Source organism: Aeromonas encheleia, assembly GCF_900637545.1.
GTDB classification, from domain to species: domain Bacteria; phylum Pseudomonadota; class Gammaproteobacteria; order Enterobacterales; family Aeromonadaceae; genus Aeromonas; species Aeromonas encheleia.
On sequence record NZ_LR134376.1, the window covers coordinates 3,790,995 to 3,808,464 of the forward strand.

19 protein-coding genes are annotated in these 17,470 nt (G+C 63.1%); 12 read left to right on the forward strand and 7 right to left on the reverse strand.

Features of this window, described 5'->3' with window-relative positions:
- Positions 1–25: 25 nt before the first annotated feature.
- Positions 26–2,485: an ATP-dependent helicase HrpB gene (gene hrpB / locus EL255_RS17450; RefSeq protein ID WP_042652985.1), complete on the reverse strand. Its 2,460-nt coding sequence runs from the start codon at positions 2,483–2,485 to the stop codon at positions 26–28.
- Positions 2,486–2,583: 98 nt separating this feature from the next.
- Here hrpB and thpR point away from each other — a divergent pair, with 98 nt between their 5' ends.
- The 9 genes from thpR to EL255_RS17495 all read left to right on the forward strand — a co-directional run bounded on the left by thpR (position 2,584) and on the right by EL255_RS17495 (position 9,921).
- Complete coding sequence (thpR, locus tag EL255_RS17455; protein ID WP_042652986.1) at positions 2,584–3,126, forward strand: RNA 2',3'-cyclic phosphodiesterase; 543 nt, start codon at positions 2,584–2,586, stop codon at positions 3,124–3,126.
- Positions 3,127–3,201: 75 nt separating this feature from the next.
- Positions 3,202–3,945 (forward strand): DNA/RNA nuclease SfsA, encoded by a 744-nt coding sequence (sfsA, locus tag EL255_RS17460; protein ID WP_042652987.1) that lies wholly within the window; start codon positions 3,202–3,204, stop codon positions 3,943–3,945.
- Positions 3,946–4,064: 119 nt separating this feature from the next.
- Complete coding sequence (gene dksA, locus EL255_RS17465) at positions 4,065–4,514, forward strand: RNA polymerase-binding protein DksA (protein ID WP_005329052.1); 450 nt, start codon at positions 4,065–4,067, stop codon at positions 4,512–4,514.
- A 112-nt stretch (positions 4,515–4,626) separates the two neighbouring features.
- A complete protein-coding gene (gene gluQRS / locus EL255_RS17470) occupies positions 4,627–5,523 on the forward strand; it encodes a tRNA glutamyl-Q(34) synthetase GluQRS (RefSeq protein WP_042652988.1) in 897 nt (298 codons plus the stop codon).
- Between the two features lie 143 nt (positions 5,524–5,666).
- On the forward strand, positions 5,667–7,160 hold the full coding sequence (gene pcnB / locus EL255_RS17475; protein WP_042653309.1) for a polynucleotide adenylyltransferase PcnB: 1,494 nt from the start codon (positions 5,667–5,669) through the stop codon (positions 7,158–7,160).
- 10 nt (positions 7,161–7,170) lie between these two features.
- Positions 7,171–7,668 carry a 2-amino-4-hydroxy-6-hydroxymethyldihydropteridine diphosphokinase gene (gene folK / locus EL255_RS17480; RefSeq protein ID WP_042652989.1) on the forward strand — a complete coding sequence of 166 codons (498 nt, stop codon included), beginning with the start codon at positions 7,171–7,173 and terminating at the stop codon, positions 7,666–7,668.
- A 128-nt stretch (positions 7,669–7,796) separates the two neighbouring features.
- Complete coding sequence (gene panB / locus EL255_RS17485) at positions 7,797–8,591, forward strand: 3-methyl-2-oxobutanoate hydroxymethyltransferase (RefSeq protein WP_042652990.1); 795 nt, start codon at positions 7,797–7,799, stop codon at positions 8,589–8,591.
- 104 nt (positions 8,592–8,695) lie between these two features.
- Positions 8,696–9,550, forward strand: a complete 855-nt coding sequence (gene panC / locus EL255_RS17490; protein ID WP_042652991.1) for a pantoate--beta-alanine ligase — start codon at positions 8,696–8,698, stop codon at positions 9,548–9,550.
- Between the two features lie 23 nt (positions 9,551–9,573).
- Positions 9,574–9,921: a putative quinol monooxygenase gene (locus EL255_RS17495; RefSeq protein ID WP_042652992.1), complete on the forward strand. Its 348-nt coding sequence runs from the start codon at positions 9,574–9,576 to the stop codon at positions 9,919–9,921.
- A 58-nt stretch (positions 9,922–9,979) separates the two neighbouring features.
- On the opposite strand, the gene EL255_RS17500 is transcribed toward EL255_RS17495, so the two are convergent.
- The 3 genes from EL255_RS17500 to hpt form a co-directional block, all read right to left on the reverse strand.
- On the reverse strand, positions 9,980–10,753 hold the full coding sequence (locus EL255_RS17500; protein ID WP_042652993.1) for an ABC transporter permease: 774 nt from the start codon (positions 10,751–10,753) through the stop codon (positions 9,980–9,982).
- Positions 10,750–11,667, reverse strand: a complete 918-nt coding sequence (locus EL255_RS17505; protein ID WP_042652994.1) for an ABC transporter ATP-binding protein — start codon at positions 11,665–11,667, stop codon at positions 10,750–10,752. Before EL255_RS17505 ends, EL255_RS17500 begins: the two co-directional genes overlap by 4 nt.
- Positions 11,668–11,778: 111 nt before the next feature.
- Positions 11,779–12,309 (reverse strand): hypoxanthine phosphoribosyltransferase, encoded by a 531-nt coding sequence (gene hpt, locus EL255_RS17510; protein ID WP_042653310.1) that lies wholly within the window; start codon positions 12,307–12,309, stop codon positions 11,779–11,781.
- Between the two features lie 201 nt (positions 12,310–12,510).
- Between hpt and EL255_RS17515 the strand changes: the two genes are divergently transcribed.
- Positions 12,511–13,125 carry a TetR/AcrR family transcriptional regulator gene (locus EL255_RS17515; protein ID WP_042652995.1) on the forward strand — a complete coding sequence of 205 codons (615 nt, stop codon included), beginning with the start codon at positions 12,511–12,513 and terminating at the stop codon, positions 13,123–13,125.
- A gap of 72 nt (positions 13,126–13,197) precedes the next feature.
- On the opposite strand, the gene EL255_RS17520 is transcribed toward EL255_RS17515, so the two are convergent.
- Together EL255_RS17520 and mpl are read right to left on the reverse strand one after the other, a co-directional pair.
- Positions 13,198–13,809, reverse strand: a complete 612-nt coding sequence (locus EL255_RS17520) for a flavin prenyltransferase UbiX (protein ID WP_042652996.1) — start codon at positions 13,807–13,809, stop codon at positions 13,198–13,200.
- A complete protein-coding gene (gene mpl, locus EL255_RS17525; RefSeq protein ID WP_042652997.1) occupies positions 13,806–15,170 on the reverse strand; it encodes a UDP-N-acetylmuramate:L-alanyl-gamma-D-glutamyl-meso-diaminopimelate ligase in 1,365 nt (454 codons plus the stop codon). The genes EL255_RS17520 and mpl overlap by 4 nt, the downstream gene beginning before the upstream one ends.
- Positions 15,171–15,347: 177 nt before the next feature.
- Here mpl and ppa point away from each other — a divergent pair, with 177 nt between their 5' ends.
- Entirely contained in the window at positions 15,348–15,878 is a 531-nt protein-coding gene (ppa, locus tag EL255_RS17530) for an inorganic diphosphatase (RefSeq protein ID WP_005313216.1), read from the forward strand.
- Positions 15,879–15,905: 27 nt separating this feature from the next.
- Here the strand turns inward: ppa and EL255_RS17535 are convergent, their stop codons facing one another.
- Entirely contained in the window at positions 15,906–16,250 is a 345-nt protein-coding gene (locus tag EL255_RS17535) for a hypothetical protein (RefSeq protein ID WP_042652998.1), read from the reverse strand.
- A 140-nt stretch (positions 16,251–16,390) separates the two neighbouring features.
- On the opposite strand from EL255_RS17535, the gene EL255_RS17540 reads away from it, so the two are divergent.
- On the forward strand, positions 16,391–17,269 hold the full coding sequence (locus EL255_RS17540) for a hypothetical protein (RefSeq protein ID WP_042652999.1): 879 nt from the start codon (positions 16,391–16,393) through the stop codon (positions 17,267–17,269).
- The last annotated feature ends 201 nt before the right edge of the window (positions 17,270–17,470 follow it).

The following is a 17,470-nucleotide window of genomic DNA, read 5'->3' on the forward strand; positions in this document are numbered from 1 at the left end:
CTTCGCCAATCGAGCCTGACTTCCTCTACATGCCCATCTTCTTCTTGGTCACCCGGGTCGGCATCGCCTCGAGGGGATTGTCCGGCCAGTAGTGACGGGGATAGCGCCCCTTCATCTCTTTCTTCACCAGCGCATAGGAGCCGGCCCAGAAGGCGGCCAGATCGGCGGTGATCTGCAGCGGCCGCTGGGCCGGCGAGAGCAGCTCCACCACCAGCGCCACCCGGCCATCGGCCACGCAGGGGGTGCTGGCCTGGCCGAACATCTCCTGGATCCGCACCGGGATCACCGGCGCCTGACCCGGCTGATAGCGGATCCGCACCCGGCTGCCGGTCGGTGCGGCAAAGTGACTCGGCAGTGCCTCGTCCAGCCGCCTCGGCAGCGGCCAGGGCAGGGACTGGCGCAATATGTCCACCAGGTTGAGCCGCTTCAGCTGCTCCAGCCGGGTCATGCCACTCAGGGCAGGCAATAACCACTCTTCCAGCCGGGCCAGCAGGCTCTCGTCGTCCATGGCGGGCCAGCCCTCATCCGGCAACCAGTCGGCAGCGCAGCGCAGGCGGGCCAGCAGCCCTTCACTCTGCTCATCCCAGGGCAGCACGTGCAACCCCTTGCGGCGAATGCCCTGCAGCAGGCAGCGCCCCTTCTGCTCGTCCGACAGCTCGGTCAGCGGCCGCTGGCTCAGCACCAGTTCGCCGAGCACCTGCTGGCGCTCGGCCCGCACCCGCGCCTCCCGCTCGTCCCAGTCGAACCACTGGCGCTCGCTCACCAGCTCGGGCAGCAGGCGGACCAGCTCGTCCAGCTCCACTGGCTCGGCGATGAAGATGCGGCTGCCGCGCTCGTTCTGCCCCATCTCGATGGCGATCAGGGCGCCTTGTCCCTGGCATGGATGACCTTCTACCAGATCGCAGCTCACCCCACCACTGAGTTGATAGCGGGTGGCGCTGCGCAACTTGCCGATCCGATCCGGCCAGGCGAGGGCGCACAGCAGCCCCAGCCACTGCCCCTGAGCCTCCCGTGGTGCAGAGCCGGGCCGCACCCCGAGCCGCTCGAACCAGCGGGCGGCGCCCTGACGCAGGGCTCCCAGGCGGCGGTGGAACAGCACCGAGAGGCGCTCGGATCCTCGCAGATCCTCTTCCAGCAGCGCCACCAGATAAGCGGCATCGGCGACAATCCCTGTCAGACCCTCGGCTTCCAGCTCCCGAGCCCGCAGCAGCAGGCGCGCCAGCCGGGGATGAGTGCCGAGCGCCGCCATGGCTCTGCCCTGGGGGGTGAGTTGTTGATCGCTGCCCGGCTGCATGGCCCCGAGGGCCACCAGCAGACGCTGGGCGCCGGCCAGCGCGGCGGCGGGGGGCATATCCAGCAGCGGCAGGCTCTCCACCCTGGCCCCCCACTGGGCGGCATCCAGCAGCAGGCCGGTCAGCTCCTGGGTCAGGATGTCCGGTGGGCTCTGCTCGGCGAGGCGCTCCTGCACCTCGCCGCTCCACAGTCGGTAGCAGACACCCGGACCGAGACGACCCGCGCGGCCCGCCCGCTGGGTGGCGGAGGCCCTGGCGATCTGGCGGGTCTCCAGCCGGGTGACACCGCTCTTCAGATCGAAGGAGGCGCTCCGCTCCAGCCCGCTGTCGATGACGACCGAGACCCCCTCTATGGTGAGGGAGGTCTCCGCCACATTGGTGGTGAGCACCAGCTTGCGACTGCCCGCAGGCGCCGGCTCGATGGCGGCCTGCTGCGCCGCCATGTCGAGGCGGCCATAGAGCGGCGCGAGGCGCACGTCATCGGGCAGCCGTCCCGCCAGCCACTGGGCCAGCCGCTCTATCTCCCCCTGCCCCGGCAGGAACACCAGGGCGCTGCCGGCGTGGCTGGCCAGCGCCTCCAGCACCACGGCGCCCAGCTGGGGCTCCAGCCACTGCTGACGATTGGCAGGACGATAGTGATAGTCGATGGGGAAGCCGCGCCCCTCGGAGCGGATGACGGGGGCGTCCGGCAGCAGGCTCTCCAGCGCCATGCCATCCAGGGTGGCGGACATGATCAGCAACTTGAGATCGTCGCGCAGCCCCTGCTGGCTCTCGATGGCGAAGGCCAGGGCGGTGTCGGCATGCAGGCTGCGCTCGTGGAATTCATCGAAGATGATCAGGGAGACGCCAGGGAGCTCGGGATCCTGCTGCAACATCCGGGTCAGCACCCCCTCGGTCACTATCTCCAGCCGGGTCTGGGCACTGACTCGGCTCTCGCCGCGCACCCGCAGGCCGATGCGCTCCCCCACCTTCTCGCCGAGTTGGCGGGCCAGAAAGCCGGCGATGTTGCGCGCCGCCAGCCGACGGGGCTCCAGCATGATGATCCGACCGGGCAAGCGGGCCTGGCGCACCAGCTCCAGCGGCAGCAGGGTCGACTTGCCCGCGCCGGGCGGCGCCTGCAGGATCACGCTGGCGTGGTGGTCGATGGCATCAAACAGCCCGGACAGCACCGAAACGATGGGGAGTTGGGACAAAGCGGCGAAAACCTTCTGTGATGACCTTAAAAACGGCGTCTATTCTGCCATAGAATGGGGCCATGTTATGAGCGTGAAAAAAAGGCACCATCACCCGAATGGCCAAACTCTTCTTTGCCCTGCCCCTGCACGAGACTGCCCCCGAGCTGATCGACTGGCGTGACCGACGCCCCTGGCCCGGCCTGCCGGTGCCGGAGATCAACCTGCACCTGACCCTGGCCTTTCTCGGTGAAGCCGACGAGGTCACCCAGGCCAGGCTGATGGCCGCCGCCGAGCGTCAACACTGCCCGCCGCTGCGCATCCCGCTGGATCAGACCGGCTGGTTCCATCGCGCCAAGGCCGCCTGGGTGGGGCCCAGCGAGTGGCCGAACGAGTTGAATGTGCTGGCCAAAGCGCTGCGGCGCCACGGCGAGAGGCTGGGCCTTGGCAACGGCGAGCAGGGTTATCGCCCCCACGTCACCCTGTCGCGCAAGGCCGGCGAGGCCCCCGCCGAGCTGCCGGCGCCGGATTTCGTGCTGACCGCCGATCACTTCTGCCTCTATCGCTCCGTCAGCACGCCGGACGGGGTCTGCTACCAGCCGCTCGCCTGCTGGCCCCTGCGCGCCCGCGCCAAGGCGGACACGCGAGAAGACCTGGCCTGATGAGCCATCCCCTTTGCAACCCAGCCCGCGGGTTGCTCCCCCAGAGAAACAAACAATAAGAAAGGACTGCGCCCCATGATTTTCGATCCCCCTCTGCAATCCGGCCTGCTGGTCTCCCGCTACAAGCGCTTCCTGACCGACGTGCTGCTGGACGATGGCGAGCAGATCACCATCCACTGCGCCAATACCGGTGCCATGACCGGTTGCGCCGATCCGGGCACCCGGGTCTGGTACTCCACCTCCAACAATCCCAAGCGCAAGCTGGCCCACAGCTGGGAGATCGCCGAAAGCCCGGCGGGGCACTTCATCTGCGTCAACACCGCCCGCGCCAACCAGATTGCCCGCGAGCTGATCGAGCAGGCGGCGCTGGCCCCCTTGGCGGGCTATGCCAGGCTGCGCACCGAGGTGAAATATGGCGAGGAGAACAGCCGCATCGATCTGCTGCTGGAGGATGACCACAAGCCCGATTGCTACATAGAGGTCAAGTCCGTCACCCTGCTCGACGAGCGGGCGGCGCCGGGGATGGGCTACTTCCCGGATGCGGTCACCACCCGGGGCGCCAAGCACCTGCGCGAGCTGATGGTCATGAAGGCGGCGGGGCATCGCGCCGTGTTGTTATTCATGGTATTGCACTCCGGAATAGCGCGGATGCGTCCTGCAACCCACATAGATCCGCACTATAGTCAGCTTATTGAGCAAGCCATGGCGGCAGGGGTTGAAATTTTATGCTATCGCCCCCATGTTGGGGTGCAGAGCATGGTGGCCCAAGGCTTTATTCCGTTTGAATCTGGCCACCTGCAACCCGAGGGCAGCGAATAAATGCTGGAATGGGTAACATTATTGGCAAGGCTTGTTTGCCTCCAGTTGACCCTTCTGCTATAGATACCGCCCTCAATTTACGGATGGCACGAGTAGCGTGCTGAATTAGGAGACAGGGCATGCCAACAGGCGAAAACAGGAAATCTCTGGGCCCCCTGGCCATTGCGGGTGTAGAGCCTTACCAGGTGAAAGCCGGTGAGGAGTACATGAATGACCAACAGAAGGTTCATTTCCGCAAAATCCTGGGAGCCTGGCGTAACCAACTGATGCAGGAAGTTGACCGCACCGTTGACCATATGAAGGATGAGGCTGCCAACTTCCCGGATCCAGTCGATCGCGCCGCGCAGGAAGAAGAGTTCGCGCTCGAACTGCGTACCCGCGACCGTGAACGCAAGCTGATCAAGAAGATCGAGAAGACCTTGCTGCTACTCGAAGAAGACGACTTTGGTTACTGCGAACACTGCGGTATCGAAATTGGTATTCGTCGCCTCGAAGCCCGTCCGACCGCCGACCTCTGTGTCGACTGCAAGACACTGGCTGAAATCAAGGAAAAACAGATGGCCGGCTGATGCCGACCCTCGACATAGTCAAAAAAGGGAGCTTGCGGGCTCCCTTTTTTATTGAGCTTTTAGCACTGGCATCCCAGAATGCAGCCTCAATGCATCGTCTACCCGAATCTTCATGGCCCTGACTCCCCTCTCCCGACCCTATGTCGGTCGCTTCGCTCCCTCCCCGTCCGGCCCGCTCCACTTCGGTTCGCTGGTGGCGGCCCTCGGCAGCTTCCTGCAGGCCAGGGCGCAAAGGGGACGCTGGCTGGTGCGCATCGAAGACATAGATCCGCCGCGGGAGATGGCCGGGGCCAGTGAGCTCATCCTCTATACCCTGGAGGCCCATGGCCTGCACTGGGATGGGGAGGTGATGTATCAGAGCCGGCGCCACGCCCGCTATGACGAGATCATCGAGCGGCTCTACCGGGCGGGGGACCTCTACTGGTGCCGCTGCACCCGGCGCGAGATCATGGCTGGCGGCGGCCTCTATGGCGGTCACTGCCGCGAGTTGAGGCTGGCACCGGCAGGCTGCGCCGCCCGCCTGCGCCAGCGACGCCCCGTCTATCATTTCGATGATGCGCTGCAGGGGAGGATAGCCGTGCCCGCCGCCCTGGCGGAGGAGGACTTTATCGTTCGCCGCCGCGACGGGCTCTATGCCTACAACCTGGCGGTGGTGGTGGATGACATGGACAGCGGCATCAGCGAGATAGTGCGCGGCGCCGATCTGCTGGAGCCCACGGTGCGCCAGATCGCGCTCTACCAGACGCTGGGGGCCGGCGTGCCCGACTGGGTACATTTGCCGCTGGCGGTGCTGGCGGATGGCAACAAGCTCTCCAAGCAGAACCACGCCCCGGCACTGTCCCTCGACGAGGTGAGGCCGGCGCTGTGGCAGGCGCTCGCCTTCCTCGGCCAGTGCCCGCCCCCCGAGCTGCGAAGCTGCCGCATCGAGGAGATCATCGGCTGGGGAATAGAACACTGGCGGCTGGAGCTTGTCCCCCGCCAGCCAAAGATCGCCCTGGCGAGCAGCTGAGCAGGTTCAGACTAGAGGAGCAGACAGAGCTGTTGCTTGTATGACCAGGCCCGAATAAGGGAAGCAGGCCACACCGTTTCTCATTTGGTCAGGCCTGAGCTATGATAGGCCGCTATTTTTTGGCCTCCCGTCAATTTGAAGTCATGAAGAGGTGTACCATTTTTTCCCAGATCGCAAACTTTTGCCGCAAGGTGCTCGGCAAGGACGACGGCGAGCAGTCGGTTGAATCTACCCTGCCGGTCCACGTAGCCGGCCAGCGTCGAACCTTGAGCCGCGACCAGCACCCCATCTCGCGCAAAGAGATCAGCGAGAATGCGCTCAAGGTGCTCTACCGCCTGAACAAGGGTGGCTATGACGCCTACCTGGTCGGGGGTGGTGTCCGGGATATTCTGCTCGGGAAGACACCAAAGGATTTCGACATCGCCACCAACGCGACGCCGGAGCAGATCAAGGCATTGTTCAGCAACTGCCGCCTGATCGGCCGCCGTTTCCGCCTGGCGCACATCGTCTTTGGTCGTGACGTGATCGAAGTGGCCACCTTCCGGGGTCACCACCATCAGGTCAATACCAGCAAACATGTGTCGGCCCAGTCTGATGAAGGCATGCTGCTGCGCGACAACGTCTACGGCACCATCGAAGAGGATGCCGAGCGCCGTGACTTTACCGTCAACGCCCTCTACTACAGCGCCAAGGATTTCACCCTGCACGATTTCGAGGGTGGCATCGAGGATCTCGCCCAGCGCAAGCTGGAGCTGATCGGTGACCCCGAGACCCGCTACCGGGAAGATCCGGTGCGGATGCTGCGGGCCGTGCGCTTCGCCGCCAAGCTGGACATGAACATCAGCCCGCGTACCGCCGCCCCCATCAAGGAGCTGGCGTCGCTGCTGCAGGATATCCCGCCCGCCCGCCTGTTTGAGGAGACCCTCAAGCTGTTCCTGGCTGGCGATGGCCTGGCGACCTACAAGCTGCTGCGTGAATACGGGCTGTTCCAGCCGCTGTTCCCGCAGGTGGCCGCCCTGTTCACCCCCCATGGCAACTCGCCGTTCGAGCAGTTCATCGAGCTGGCGCTGATGGACACCGACACCCGGGTGCGTGAAGACAAGCGGGTCACCCCCGCCTTCCTCTACGCCTCCCTGTTGTGGGGCGCCGTCGAGGCCCGTGCCCGGGTGCTGGAAAACGAGAGCGGCCTGCCCTGGCACGACGCCTTCATGCTGGCCATCAACGAGGTGCTGGACGCCCAGGTACGGATCATCGCCGTGCCGCGCCGCTTCACCACAGACGTGCGCGACATCTGGGCGCTGCAACAGCGGCTGACCCGTCGTCAGGGCCGTCACCCCGAGCGGGCCATGGAGCATCCGAAGTTCCGCGCCGCCTTCGACTTCCTGTTGCTGCGCAACCGGGTCGAGCGTGGCCTCGGCGAACTCGCCAGCTGGTGGGAACGCTATGTGGAATCCAACCCGGATGTGCGCCCGCAACTGCAGCGGGAAGCGACCCGGGGCGGTGAGCGCACCCTGCAGCGGGAAGCGACCCGCGAGGGTGAAGGCGCACCGGCACCGGCTGGCGAGAAGCGCAGCGGCAACAGCAACAGCCGCAATCGTCGTCGCCCCCGTCGTCGCAAACCGAAAGCGGCCGAGTGATAAAAAAGTGATGACCGAGGTCTTCGTTGCCATCGGCTCCAACCTGGGGGATCCCATCGCCCAGGCCAGGCGCGCCGTCACCGCATTGGCGGCGTTGCCACAGACCGAATTGCTGCAGGCCTCATCGCTTTACGGCAGCCGCCCCATGGGCCCTGCCGATCAGCCGGACTACGTCAATGCCGTGGTGCGGCTCAATACCCGGCTCGGCCCCCTGGCCCTGCTGGATCAGCTGCAAAGAATCGAGTTGGAACAGGGACGTGTGCGCAAGGACGAGCGTTGGGGTCCAAGGACCCTGGATCTGGATCTGTTGCTCTATGGGGAGCAGGTCATCCAGCATGAACGCCTGACCGTCCCCCACTACGGCATGAAGGAGCGGGAATTCGTGCTGCTCCCCCTCGCCGAACTTGCGCCCGCTCTGGTACTGCCCTGCGGTACCCCGCTCTCCGAACTGGTCGCCCGCTGCCCGCGCAATGGTCTCGTGATCCTTGCCGACGCCACGGGTGCGTAGACGAGTCGCCGTCATGAGCAAGATTGCCACCACCATCCTGCGCCAATCCAGGCCGACCCGTCAGACATTCACCGCCATCGCGACCCCGAAGATCATTCCCGACCTAGTGGGCGAGTAGGAGCAACCTAATGAGCAAGATCACCACCACCAGCCTGCTGAAGATGAAGCAGGACGGACAAAAAATCACCGCCATCACCGCCTATGACGCCAGCTTCGCCAAGCTGTTCGACGACGAGGGCGCCCAGGTGCTGCTGATCGGCGATTCCCTGGGCATGGTGCTGCAAGGGGGAGAAGACACCCTGGCGGTCAGCATGGACGAGATGGTCTACCACACCCGCTGCGTGGTGCGTGGCACCAGCAAGGCGCTGGTGGTCAGCGACATGCCGTTCATGAGCTACGCCACCCCGGAGCAGACCTACCAGAACGCCGCCCGGCTGATGGCCGCCGGTGCCCGCATGGTGAAGATGGAAGGGGGGGACTGGTTGTGTGACAGCATCCGCCACCTGACCCGCAACGGCGTCCCGGTCTGTGCTCACCTGGGCCTGACCCCGCAATCCGTGCACGTGTTTGGCGGCTTCAAGGTACAGGGCCGCGATGAGTTCCACGCCCAGGAGATCTACCGCCAGGCGCTCGAGCTGCAAGCGGCCGGGATCCAGCTGCTGGTGCTGGAATGCGTGCCGGTCAGCCTGGCCGAGCGCATCACCAAGGCGCTGCGCATCCCGGTGATCGGCATAGGTGCCGGCCCGGCCACCGATGGCCAGATCCTGGTGATGCACGACGCCTTCGGCATCACCTCCGGCTATGTGCCCAAGTTCACCAAGAACTTCCTGGCCGAGACCGGCGATCTGCATGCCGCCGTCCGTCTCTACGTGAAACAGGTCAGCGAGGGCACCTTCCCCGGTCCCGAGCACTGCTTCAACTGAGCAAGGCCTCATTCATGGCAACGGGGGCATCAGCCCCCGTTTCGCCATCCATATCCAGGCTGATTTAACCCCTCTCTCTTTGATGTATCCGAAGGTAACCGCCGATGTTGGTTGTGAACAATCCCGTCGATCTGCGTGAACAGATCGGTCAATGGCGCCGTGAAGGGCGCACCATCGCATTCGTGCCCACCATGGGCAATCTGCACCAGGGCCATCTCACTCTGGTTGAACAGGCGCGCCGCCACGGCGAGAAGGTGGTGGTCAGCATCTTCGTGAACCCGCTGCAGTTCGACAAGGCCGATGACCTCGCCAACTACCCGCGCACCCTGGAGCAGGATTGTGCCGCCCTGCAAGGGGCCGGCGTGGATCTGGTGTTCACACCGACCCCCGAGCTGATGTATCCCCACGGCCTGGCCAGCCAGACCTTCGTCGAGGTGCCCGGTCTCTCCGGCCTGCTGGAAGGGGCGCTGCGCCCCGGCCACTTCCGTGGCGTCAGTACAGTCGTCGCCAAGCTGTTCAACCTGGTCCAGCCGGACCTGGCCTGCTTCGGCCAGAAGGATTACCAGCAGCTGGCGCTGATCCGCAAGATGGTGGCCGACATGGCCATCCCGGTCGAGATCGTCGGCGTGCCGACGGTGCGAGCGCAGGACGGGCTGGCGCTGTCATCGCGCAACGGCTACCTCAGCGCCGCCGAGCGGGCCCTGGCCCCCGAGCTGGCCCGCACCATGAACTGGGTCGCCGAGCAGATCGAGGCCGGTGATCACCACCTGCCCTCCCTGGTGGCCCAGGCCAGCCAGCGCCTCGATAACGCCGGCTTCAGGACCGACGCCATCGACATCGTCGATGCCGATACGCTCGAATCGGCCACCGAGGCCAGCGAGCGGCTGGTGATCCTGATGGCCGCCTATCTGGGCAAGGCCCGCCTCATCGACAATTGTGTGGTCACGCTCGGGGCCTGACAGGTCCCGACAAGGAGAAAGAGATGTCCAAGAAGGTTTATTGCATCGCCCAGTTCCAGCCCAAGGCCGGTCAGGAGCAGGCGCTGTTCCAGGTGCTGCAGGGGCTCGAGCCCAACACCCTGCGGGAAGATGGCTGCCAGCAGTACATAGTCACCCGCCACATCCCCAGCCCCTTCGCCGAGGGCGAGAGCTTCCCCATCGCCTTCAACGAGATCTGGCGCGACATGGCGAGCTTCGAGGCTCACTGCCAGCGCGCCGAGATCAAGACCTTCTTCGAGCGCCATTGCCTCGCCGAAGACGGCATAGTTGCCAAGTGGAACGTCTGCATCTACAGCGATGAACCGGCGCACTACGACGCCCCCGTCTTCTGATCCCTTCAAGTCCAAAACAAAAGGCGCCCGCGGGCGCCTTTTTTCATGGTGACAGCACTCAGTGCCGCAGCCCGGTACCACGGGAGATCAGCCACCAGGCCAGGCCGTAGAGCGCGACGATGAAGCCGATGATGATGAGGTAGGCGGTGCCGAGCGGCACGTCGGAGATACCGAGGAAGCCGTAACGGAACGCGTTCACCATGTAGATGATGGGGTTCACCTGGGAGACCCCCTGCCAGAACGGCGGCAGCAGCGTGATGGAGTAGAAGACCCCGCCGAGGTAGGTGAGCGGCGTCAGCACGAAGGTGGGGATGATGCTGATGTCGTCGAAGGTCTTGGCAAACACCGCGTTGATGAGCCCGCCCAGGGAGAACAGGATCGAGGTCAGCAGCACGGTGAAGCAGACGCTGAACAGGTGGTGGATCTGCAAAGGCACGAAGAACAGCGACACCAGGGTGACGATGAGGCCGACGCAGAGGCCACGCGCCACGCCACCGCCCACGTAACCGGCGATGATGATGTAGTTCGGCACCGGTGCCACCAGCAGCTCCTCCACGTTGCGCTGGAACTTGGCGCTGAAGAAGGAGGAGGCGACGTTGGAGTAGGAGTTGGTGATGACCGACATCATGATGAGGCCGGGCACGATGAACTCCATGTAGCTGAAGCCCCCCATGTCACCGATGCGCGAACCTATGAGGTTGCCGAAGATGACGAAGTAGAGGCTCATGGTGATGGCCGGCGGCACCAGGGTCTGCAACCAGATCCGGGTGAAGCGGACCACTTCCTTGGTCAGTATGCTCTTGAAGGCGATGTAATAGGTGTTGGCGTTCATGCTTTACGGCCCTCTTCCACCAGGTTGACGAACAGCTCTTCCAGCCGGTTGGCCTTGTTGCGCATGCTCTGCACCTGCACCCCCTGGGCGGACAGCTGCTCGAACAGGCTGTTGAGGGACTGGCTCTTGTCCAGATCCACCTCCAGGGTATGCTCATCCTGCATCCGCCCCTGGAATTCGGGCACATGGGGCATGGCACTGCCGGGCGCCAGATCCAGCATGAAGGTCTCGCGCCCCAGCTTGCCGAGCAGCGCCTTCATGCTGGTATTCTCGATGAGGCGGCCCTTGTCGATGATGCCGATGTTGCGGCACAGCATCTCGGCCTCTTCCAGATAGTGGGTAGTGAGTATGATGGTGACCCCCTGCTCGTTGAGCTGCTGCAGGAACTGCCACATGGAGCGGCGGATCTCGATGTCCACCCCGGCGGTCGGCTCATCCAGGATCAACAGCTTGGGCTCATGCATCAGGGCGCGGGCGATCATCAGGCGGCGCTTCATGCCACCGGAGAGGGTGCGGGCCGGCGCGTCGCGCTTGTCCCACAGATCGAGCTGGCGCAGGTACTTCTCGGCCCGGATCTTGGCTTCGCCACTCGGTACGCCGTAGAAGCCGGCCTGATGGATGACGATCTGGCTCACCTTCTCGAACTGGCTGAAGTTGAACTCCTGCGGCACCAGGCCGAGCTGGGCCTTGGCCTGCTCCAGCTGGCCGTCGATGTCGTAGCCGAACACCTTCACCTTGCCGGCGCTCTTGTTCACCAGCGAGCTGATGACGCCTATGGTGGTGGACTTGCCCGCCCCGTTCGGGCCGAGCAGGGCGAAGAAGTCCCCCTGCTTGACGGTAAGATCGATGCCCTTAAGGGCTTCGACGCCCCCCTGATAGGTCTTTTTCAGGCCGCTGATTTCCAATGCGTTCATTGCAACCCCTGTGATGGAATGGCCCATCTCGAGACAGAAAAGGCGGCCAAGGCCGCCTGCAGACAGTCGATGGCGAGCGGCCATGCTGCCTATGTCACTGCTGAGCCTTGCTTATTCTTGCGGAACTACCTTGCCGATGAACGGCAGATTACGATACTTCTGGGCGTAGTCGATACCACAGCCCACCACAAATTCGTCCGGAATGGAGAAGCCGATCCAGTCCACCGGCACATGTACCTCACGGCGGGACGGCTTGTCCAGCAGGGTGCAGATGGCCAGGGATTTCGGCTCGCGCAGGGAGAGGATCTCGCGCACCTTGTTGAGGGTGTAACCGGTGTCGATGATGTCTTCGACCAGCACTATGTCCTTGCCCTTGATGTCGTCATCCAGATCTTTGAGGATGCGCACATCACGGGTGCTGTGCATGCCGGAGCCATAGCTGGAGGCAGTCATAAAATCCAGGGTGATGGGCAGTTGGGTCTGACGGCACAGATCGGCCAGGAAGACGCAGGAGCCACGCAGCAGGCCAATCATGACCACTTCATCGGAACCCTGGTAACGGGCGGTGATCTCTTCACCCAATTTGGCGATCCGGGCGGCGACGTCGGCCTCGGAGATCATCACCTCGACAGTGTGTTTCATCACATACTCCATTCATGGCCAAAGGGTTATTGGCCGTTCATTTGCATCAAAACCGAGGATTCTACCATTCCAGCCGGGAGGCGTCAGGCATACGTGATGCTTTTATCGGCTTATTTTAATTGATAGAGTTAGCGGGCCTTTGGGCATTATCGGTGACAATACTATAAACACCATAATCAATAACTATTAGATGAAAAAACTATGGAACCACGCGCAGAAATAAGACGTCGAACCCGGCTTTCGCCGGAGGCTCGCCGTGACCAACTGATGGAGTGTGCCATCGAGGTATTCTCCCGCCGCGGCATTGGCCGTGCGGGACATGCCGAGATCGCGGAACAAGCCAAGGTATCGGTCGCGACCGTATTCAACTATTTCAACACCCGTGAAGATCTGGTCGATGAAGTGCTGGCCGAGATCGAGCGCTTCGTGCAACAGATCCTCGAGCAGGCTTATACCGGCCAGGGTCCGGTCAGCGACAGCATTCACCGCCACGTGAAGCTGTTCGTCGACGCCGCCTACGATAGCCCGGACCATGCCAGCATCTGGCTGGAATGGAGCTCGTCGGTGCGGGAAGAGGTATGGCCCCGCTACACCCGCTTGCTGGACCGGGCGCTGGAACGCATAGCGCCCCACCTGCAGGCCGCCATGGACAGTGGCGAGATCCAGAGCGTGCTGTCGGCGCAGGATCTGGCCCGCTCCCTGACCGGGTTTGGCTACGTCATGATGCAGATGATCAATCAGCCCCAACGCCCATCCCGGGAAGAGGTGACCGATTTTCTGTTCAAGTATGTGACGGCCCCCATTCAGGTCGCCTAACCCGCCTCGCCAATAAAAAAGCGGCGCCGGACTGTTCAGGTCGGCGCCGCTTTTGTTTGCCTGTCATCTGGCTCAGGGCTGGGCATAGCCCCAGCGCCGGGTCAGCGCATGCTCGACCCCAAGGTGATCCAGGATCCTGGCCACCATAAAGTCCACCAGATCCTCGATACTTTTCGGCTCATGATAGAAACCGGGGGCGGCCGGCATGATGGTCACCCCGAGCCGCGCCAGCTTCAGCATGTTCTCCAGATGGATTGCCGAGAAGGGGCTCTCCCTGGGCACCAGGATGAGCTGGCCACGCTCCTTGATCACCACGTCCGCCGCCCGCTCCAAGAGGTTGTCGGAGGCGCCGTTGGCGATGGCGGAGACTGTGCCCATGGAGCAGGGGCAGACCACCATCTGTTTCGGCGCCGCCGAGCCGGAGGCCACCGGCGAGAACCACTCCTCCTTGCCGCAGGCCACTATCTGCCCCTCCCTGGCGCCATACTGGCGGCAGAGGTAGGCAGACAGCTCCTTTGGCGAGCCGGGCCAATCCTGCTGCTGCTCGGTCTTGAGCACCACCCGGGCGGCGGAGGAGGCCAGCAGATAGACCCTATAGTCCGCCTGTACCAGGCATTGCAGCAGGCGCAGGGCGTAGGGGGCGCCGGAGGCACCGGTCAGCGCCAGGGTGATCTGTTTGCTCATGACTTGCCTTGCTTGAGGCGGGCGAGCAGCTTGTCGTGAATGCCGCCGAAGCCGCCGTTACTCATGATCAGAATATGATCGCCGGCGCGGCTCTCGGCCACCAGCCGGTCGATCAGGGTCTCCAGATCGTCGAATACCCGGGCCGGACGGCTCATGTGGGCCGTCACCTCGGCCAGATCCCAGCCGATGTTGGCCGGCTGGAAGAAGAGCACCTCGTCGGCGCCGTCGAAGCAAGCGGCCAGCTCCTCCTTGTGCACCCCCAGCTTCATGGTGTTGGAGCGCGGCTCCAGCACCGCCAGAATGCGGGCCTTGCCCACCTTGGCGCGCAGGCCACCGAGGGTGGTTTCGATGGCGGTCGGGTGGTGGGCGAAGTCGTCATAGACGCTGATGCCCGCCACCTCGCCCTTGAGCTCCATCCGCCGCTTCGGCGACTTGAACTGGCACAGGGCAGCAATGCCGTGCTCCACCATGACACCGGCGTGACGGGCGGCGGCGATGGCCATCAGGCCGTTGCTGACGTTGTGCTCGCCGATGCACTCCCAGTGCACCTCGCCCTGCTTCTGCCCATCCAGCCACACCTCGAAGGCGGAGCCGTCGTCTGCCAGCTTGACCGCCTTCCACTTGGCGTCGTCCTGACCCACCAGCTCGACCTCGCTCCAGCAGCCCATCTCGCGTACGGCGCCGAGGTTCGCATCGGCCTGAGGGAACAGCACCCGGCCATTGCTCGGCACTGTGCGCATCAGGTGGTGGAACTGACGCTGGATGGCGGCGAGATCCGGGAAGATGTCCGCGTGGTCGAACTCCAGGTTGTTCATGATCAGGGTGCGGGGATGGTAGTGCACGAACTTGGAGCGCTTGTCGAAGAAGGCGCAGTCATATTCGTCCGCCTCGATGACGAAGAAGGGAGCGTCCCCCAGGCGGGCGGAGACCGGGAAGTTGCCCGGCACGCCACCGATGAGGAAGCCCGGCGCCAGTTTGGCGTACTCCAGCACCCAGGCCAGCATGCTGGCGGTGGTGGTCTTGCCATGGGTGCCCGCCACGGCCAGCACCCAGCGATCCTGCAGCACGTGCTCCAGCAGCCACTGGGGACCGGAGATATAGGGCAGATTGCGATCCAGCACATACTCCACGCAGGGGTTGCCACGGCTCATGGCGTTGCCGATCACCACCAGATCCGGCGCCGGATCGAGCTGGGACGGATCATAGCCCTCGGTCAGCTCTATGCCCTGCTGCTCGAGCTGGGTGCTCATGGGGGGATAGACGTTGGCATCGGAGCCCGTGACTCTATAACCCAGCTGCTTGGCCAGCACGGCGACGCCGCCCATGAAGGTGCCGCAGATACCGAGGATGTGAATATGCATACCGCTTCCCGTTCCTGTAGAGAGAGCGAGCATTCTAGCAAGATGGCGCCAATTTGGCAGACCCAAGCTGACCGGCTGCAGCCAACTCTGTCGCAGTGCCCTCGAAATATGGTCATTTGATTCGACATCGCTATAATATCGGCCTGCAAACTTGACTCCAACACTGAAGGAAACGTCATGAGCCTGAACCTGGTACCGGCTGGCAAGAGCCTGCCTGACGACATCTATGTCATCATCGAAATCCCGCAGAACGCCGACCCGATCAAATATGAAGTCGACAAGGACAGCGGTGCCATCTTCGTTGATCGCTTCATGTCCACCCCGATGTTCTACCCGTGCAACTACGGTTACGTGAACGCCACCCTGTCTCTGGATGGGGATCCGGTCGACGTGCTGGTGCCGACTCCTTACCCGCTGCTGGCCGGCTCCGTCATTCGCTGCCGCCCGGTCGGCGTGCTGAAGATGACCGACGAATCAGGTGAAGATGCCAAGATCGTGGCCGTGCCGCACTCCAAGCTGACCAAGCAATACGATCACATCAAGGATGTGAACGATCTGCCTGAGCTGCTCAAGGCCCAGATCCAGCACTTCTTCGAGCGTTACAAAGAGCTGGAAGCGGGCAAGTGGGTCAAGGTGGAAGGTTGGGGCGACAAGGCCGCAGCAGAAGCCGAGATCGTCACTTCTGCCGAGCGTTACGCCGCCAAGTAAGCGTATTTCTCGCGATAAAAAGGCGCCTCATGGCGCCTTTTTATTTGCTCTGGGCTGATGACCCGGCGTCAACCCCGGCGGATCGCCCTGAATATAGATGTCGCGCCCATTCTGGCGGTAGGGACGGTAATAGCTGTCGCCACAGTGGTAATCCTCGCCCCGGCCCCCCACCAGCTCGCAGTTGACCGGCAACACCTCCAGCCACTTGACCGCCTGCTGCAGACGCAGCCACTCCTGCCACTCGTGCTCCCGCGCCAGCTGATCCCGCAGGGCAAAGGTGTCTGCCGTGGACATTCCCTGATTGACGATCACCTGGCCCGCCAGCGCCGGCAGCGTGACCAAGCTCAGCAAGAGCATCGAGATAGGCTTCATGATCGCTCCCTGTGCGACTTATTTTCAGAATTAAATTTAAAGCTTTATCAGGCGATTACCAACTTCAATGCAATTGAAGTAATCCAAAACCTGCCGCCTCACCTAGTTGTTTAGTATCTATCGGCGCGGGATGCAGCATCATGAAACTGGCACAAGGAGTGCTGTGGAGTCTAGTGTTTGCCGCCGCGGCCGGTGCTCAGGAGGTCAACCTCAGCTGGCAATGGCAGTCCGCCGACGGCCAGCTCAAGCACCTGCAGCTGAGCACGGATGAGCGCGTCATCTCGGCCAGCCGTCATGAGATGACCCTGCTCGACGCCTCCCTCAACTATCCGCTGGAGACCCTCTACTCCTACATCAGCCCGCGGCTCTACAACAGCATCAACCAGATCAACCAGAGCAGCCCGGAGACCGCCACCAAGTTTCGCAACCTGGAGCAGGCTTTCACCCTGCACGACGACAGCCTGGAGTCGAACCAGTTCTGGCAGGCCTATCAACAATATCAGGAAGATGCCTTCTACCAGATGCGGGTGCTGCCCTGTGTGCACCCGGCCAATCGCAAGCTGCCCTGCGTGCGGCCCAACTACTCCCAGCTGTTCTATCAGTTCAAGGGTGACCTCAAGCCGCTGGCCCAGCAGTTTTCGGCCAAGGATCTGGCCACCAGCGTCAATCTGCTGCAGGAGTGGTTAAACGGCATCCCCACCCCTCCCGAGCAGATGGATCACTTCGCCCCCCCGCTGCAGGCGCTGCAGGACAACAAGGCCGACAGCGACGAGAAGGCGCTGCTGATGGCCAGCCTCTTGGCCGAGCTGGCGCCCCAGTACATGCTCAGCATCATCTATCCCAACATCAGCATCGGCAGCGTCTCCCCGGCCTGGCTCGCCATCACCGCCGACAGCGGGCTGAAAGGTGACACCCTGGTGATCGGCAATCAGCGCCACGTGCTGCTGACCGGCTCCCCCCTGCTGGCCCAGCAGATGACCATGGCCCAGATCCCGCTGGTCAGTGAACCGCTCTACTGAGCCAGACTCCTCAAACCAGTTGATAAGGCGTTGATTTTTATCGACTGCGTGCCATCCTAGCCGCCCTTGCCAGCCGCTAATCTGCGCTGGCGGACGGTGCGATCCTAACGCCCACCACATTATTTAACACTTTTTAAACAGATCCGATCAGTTTAGGATGAGTACTGTCCCATTCCCTCAATCATGAAATCGTTATAACAT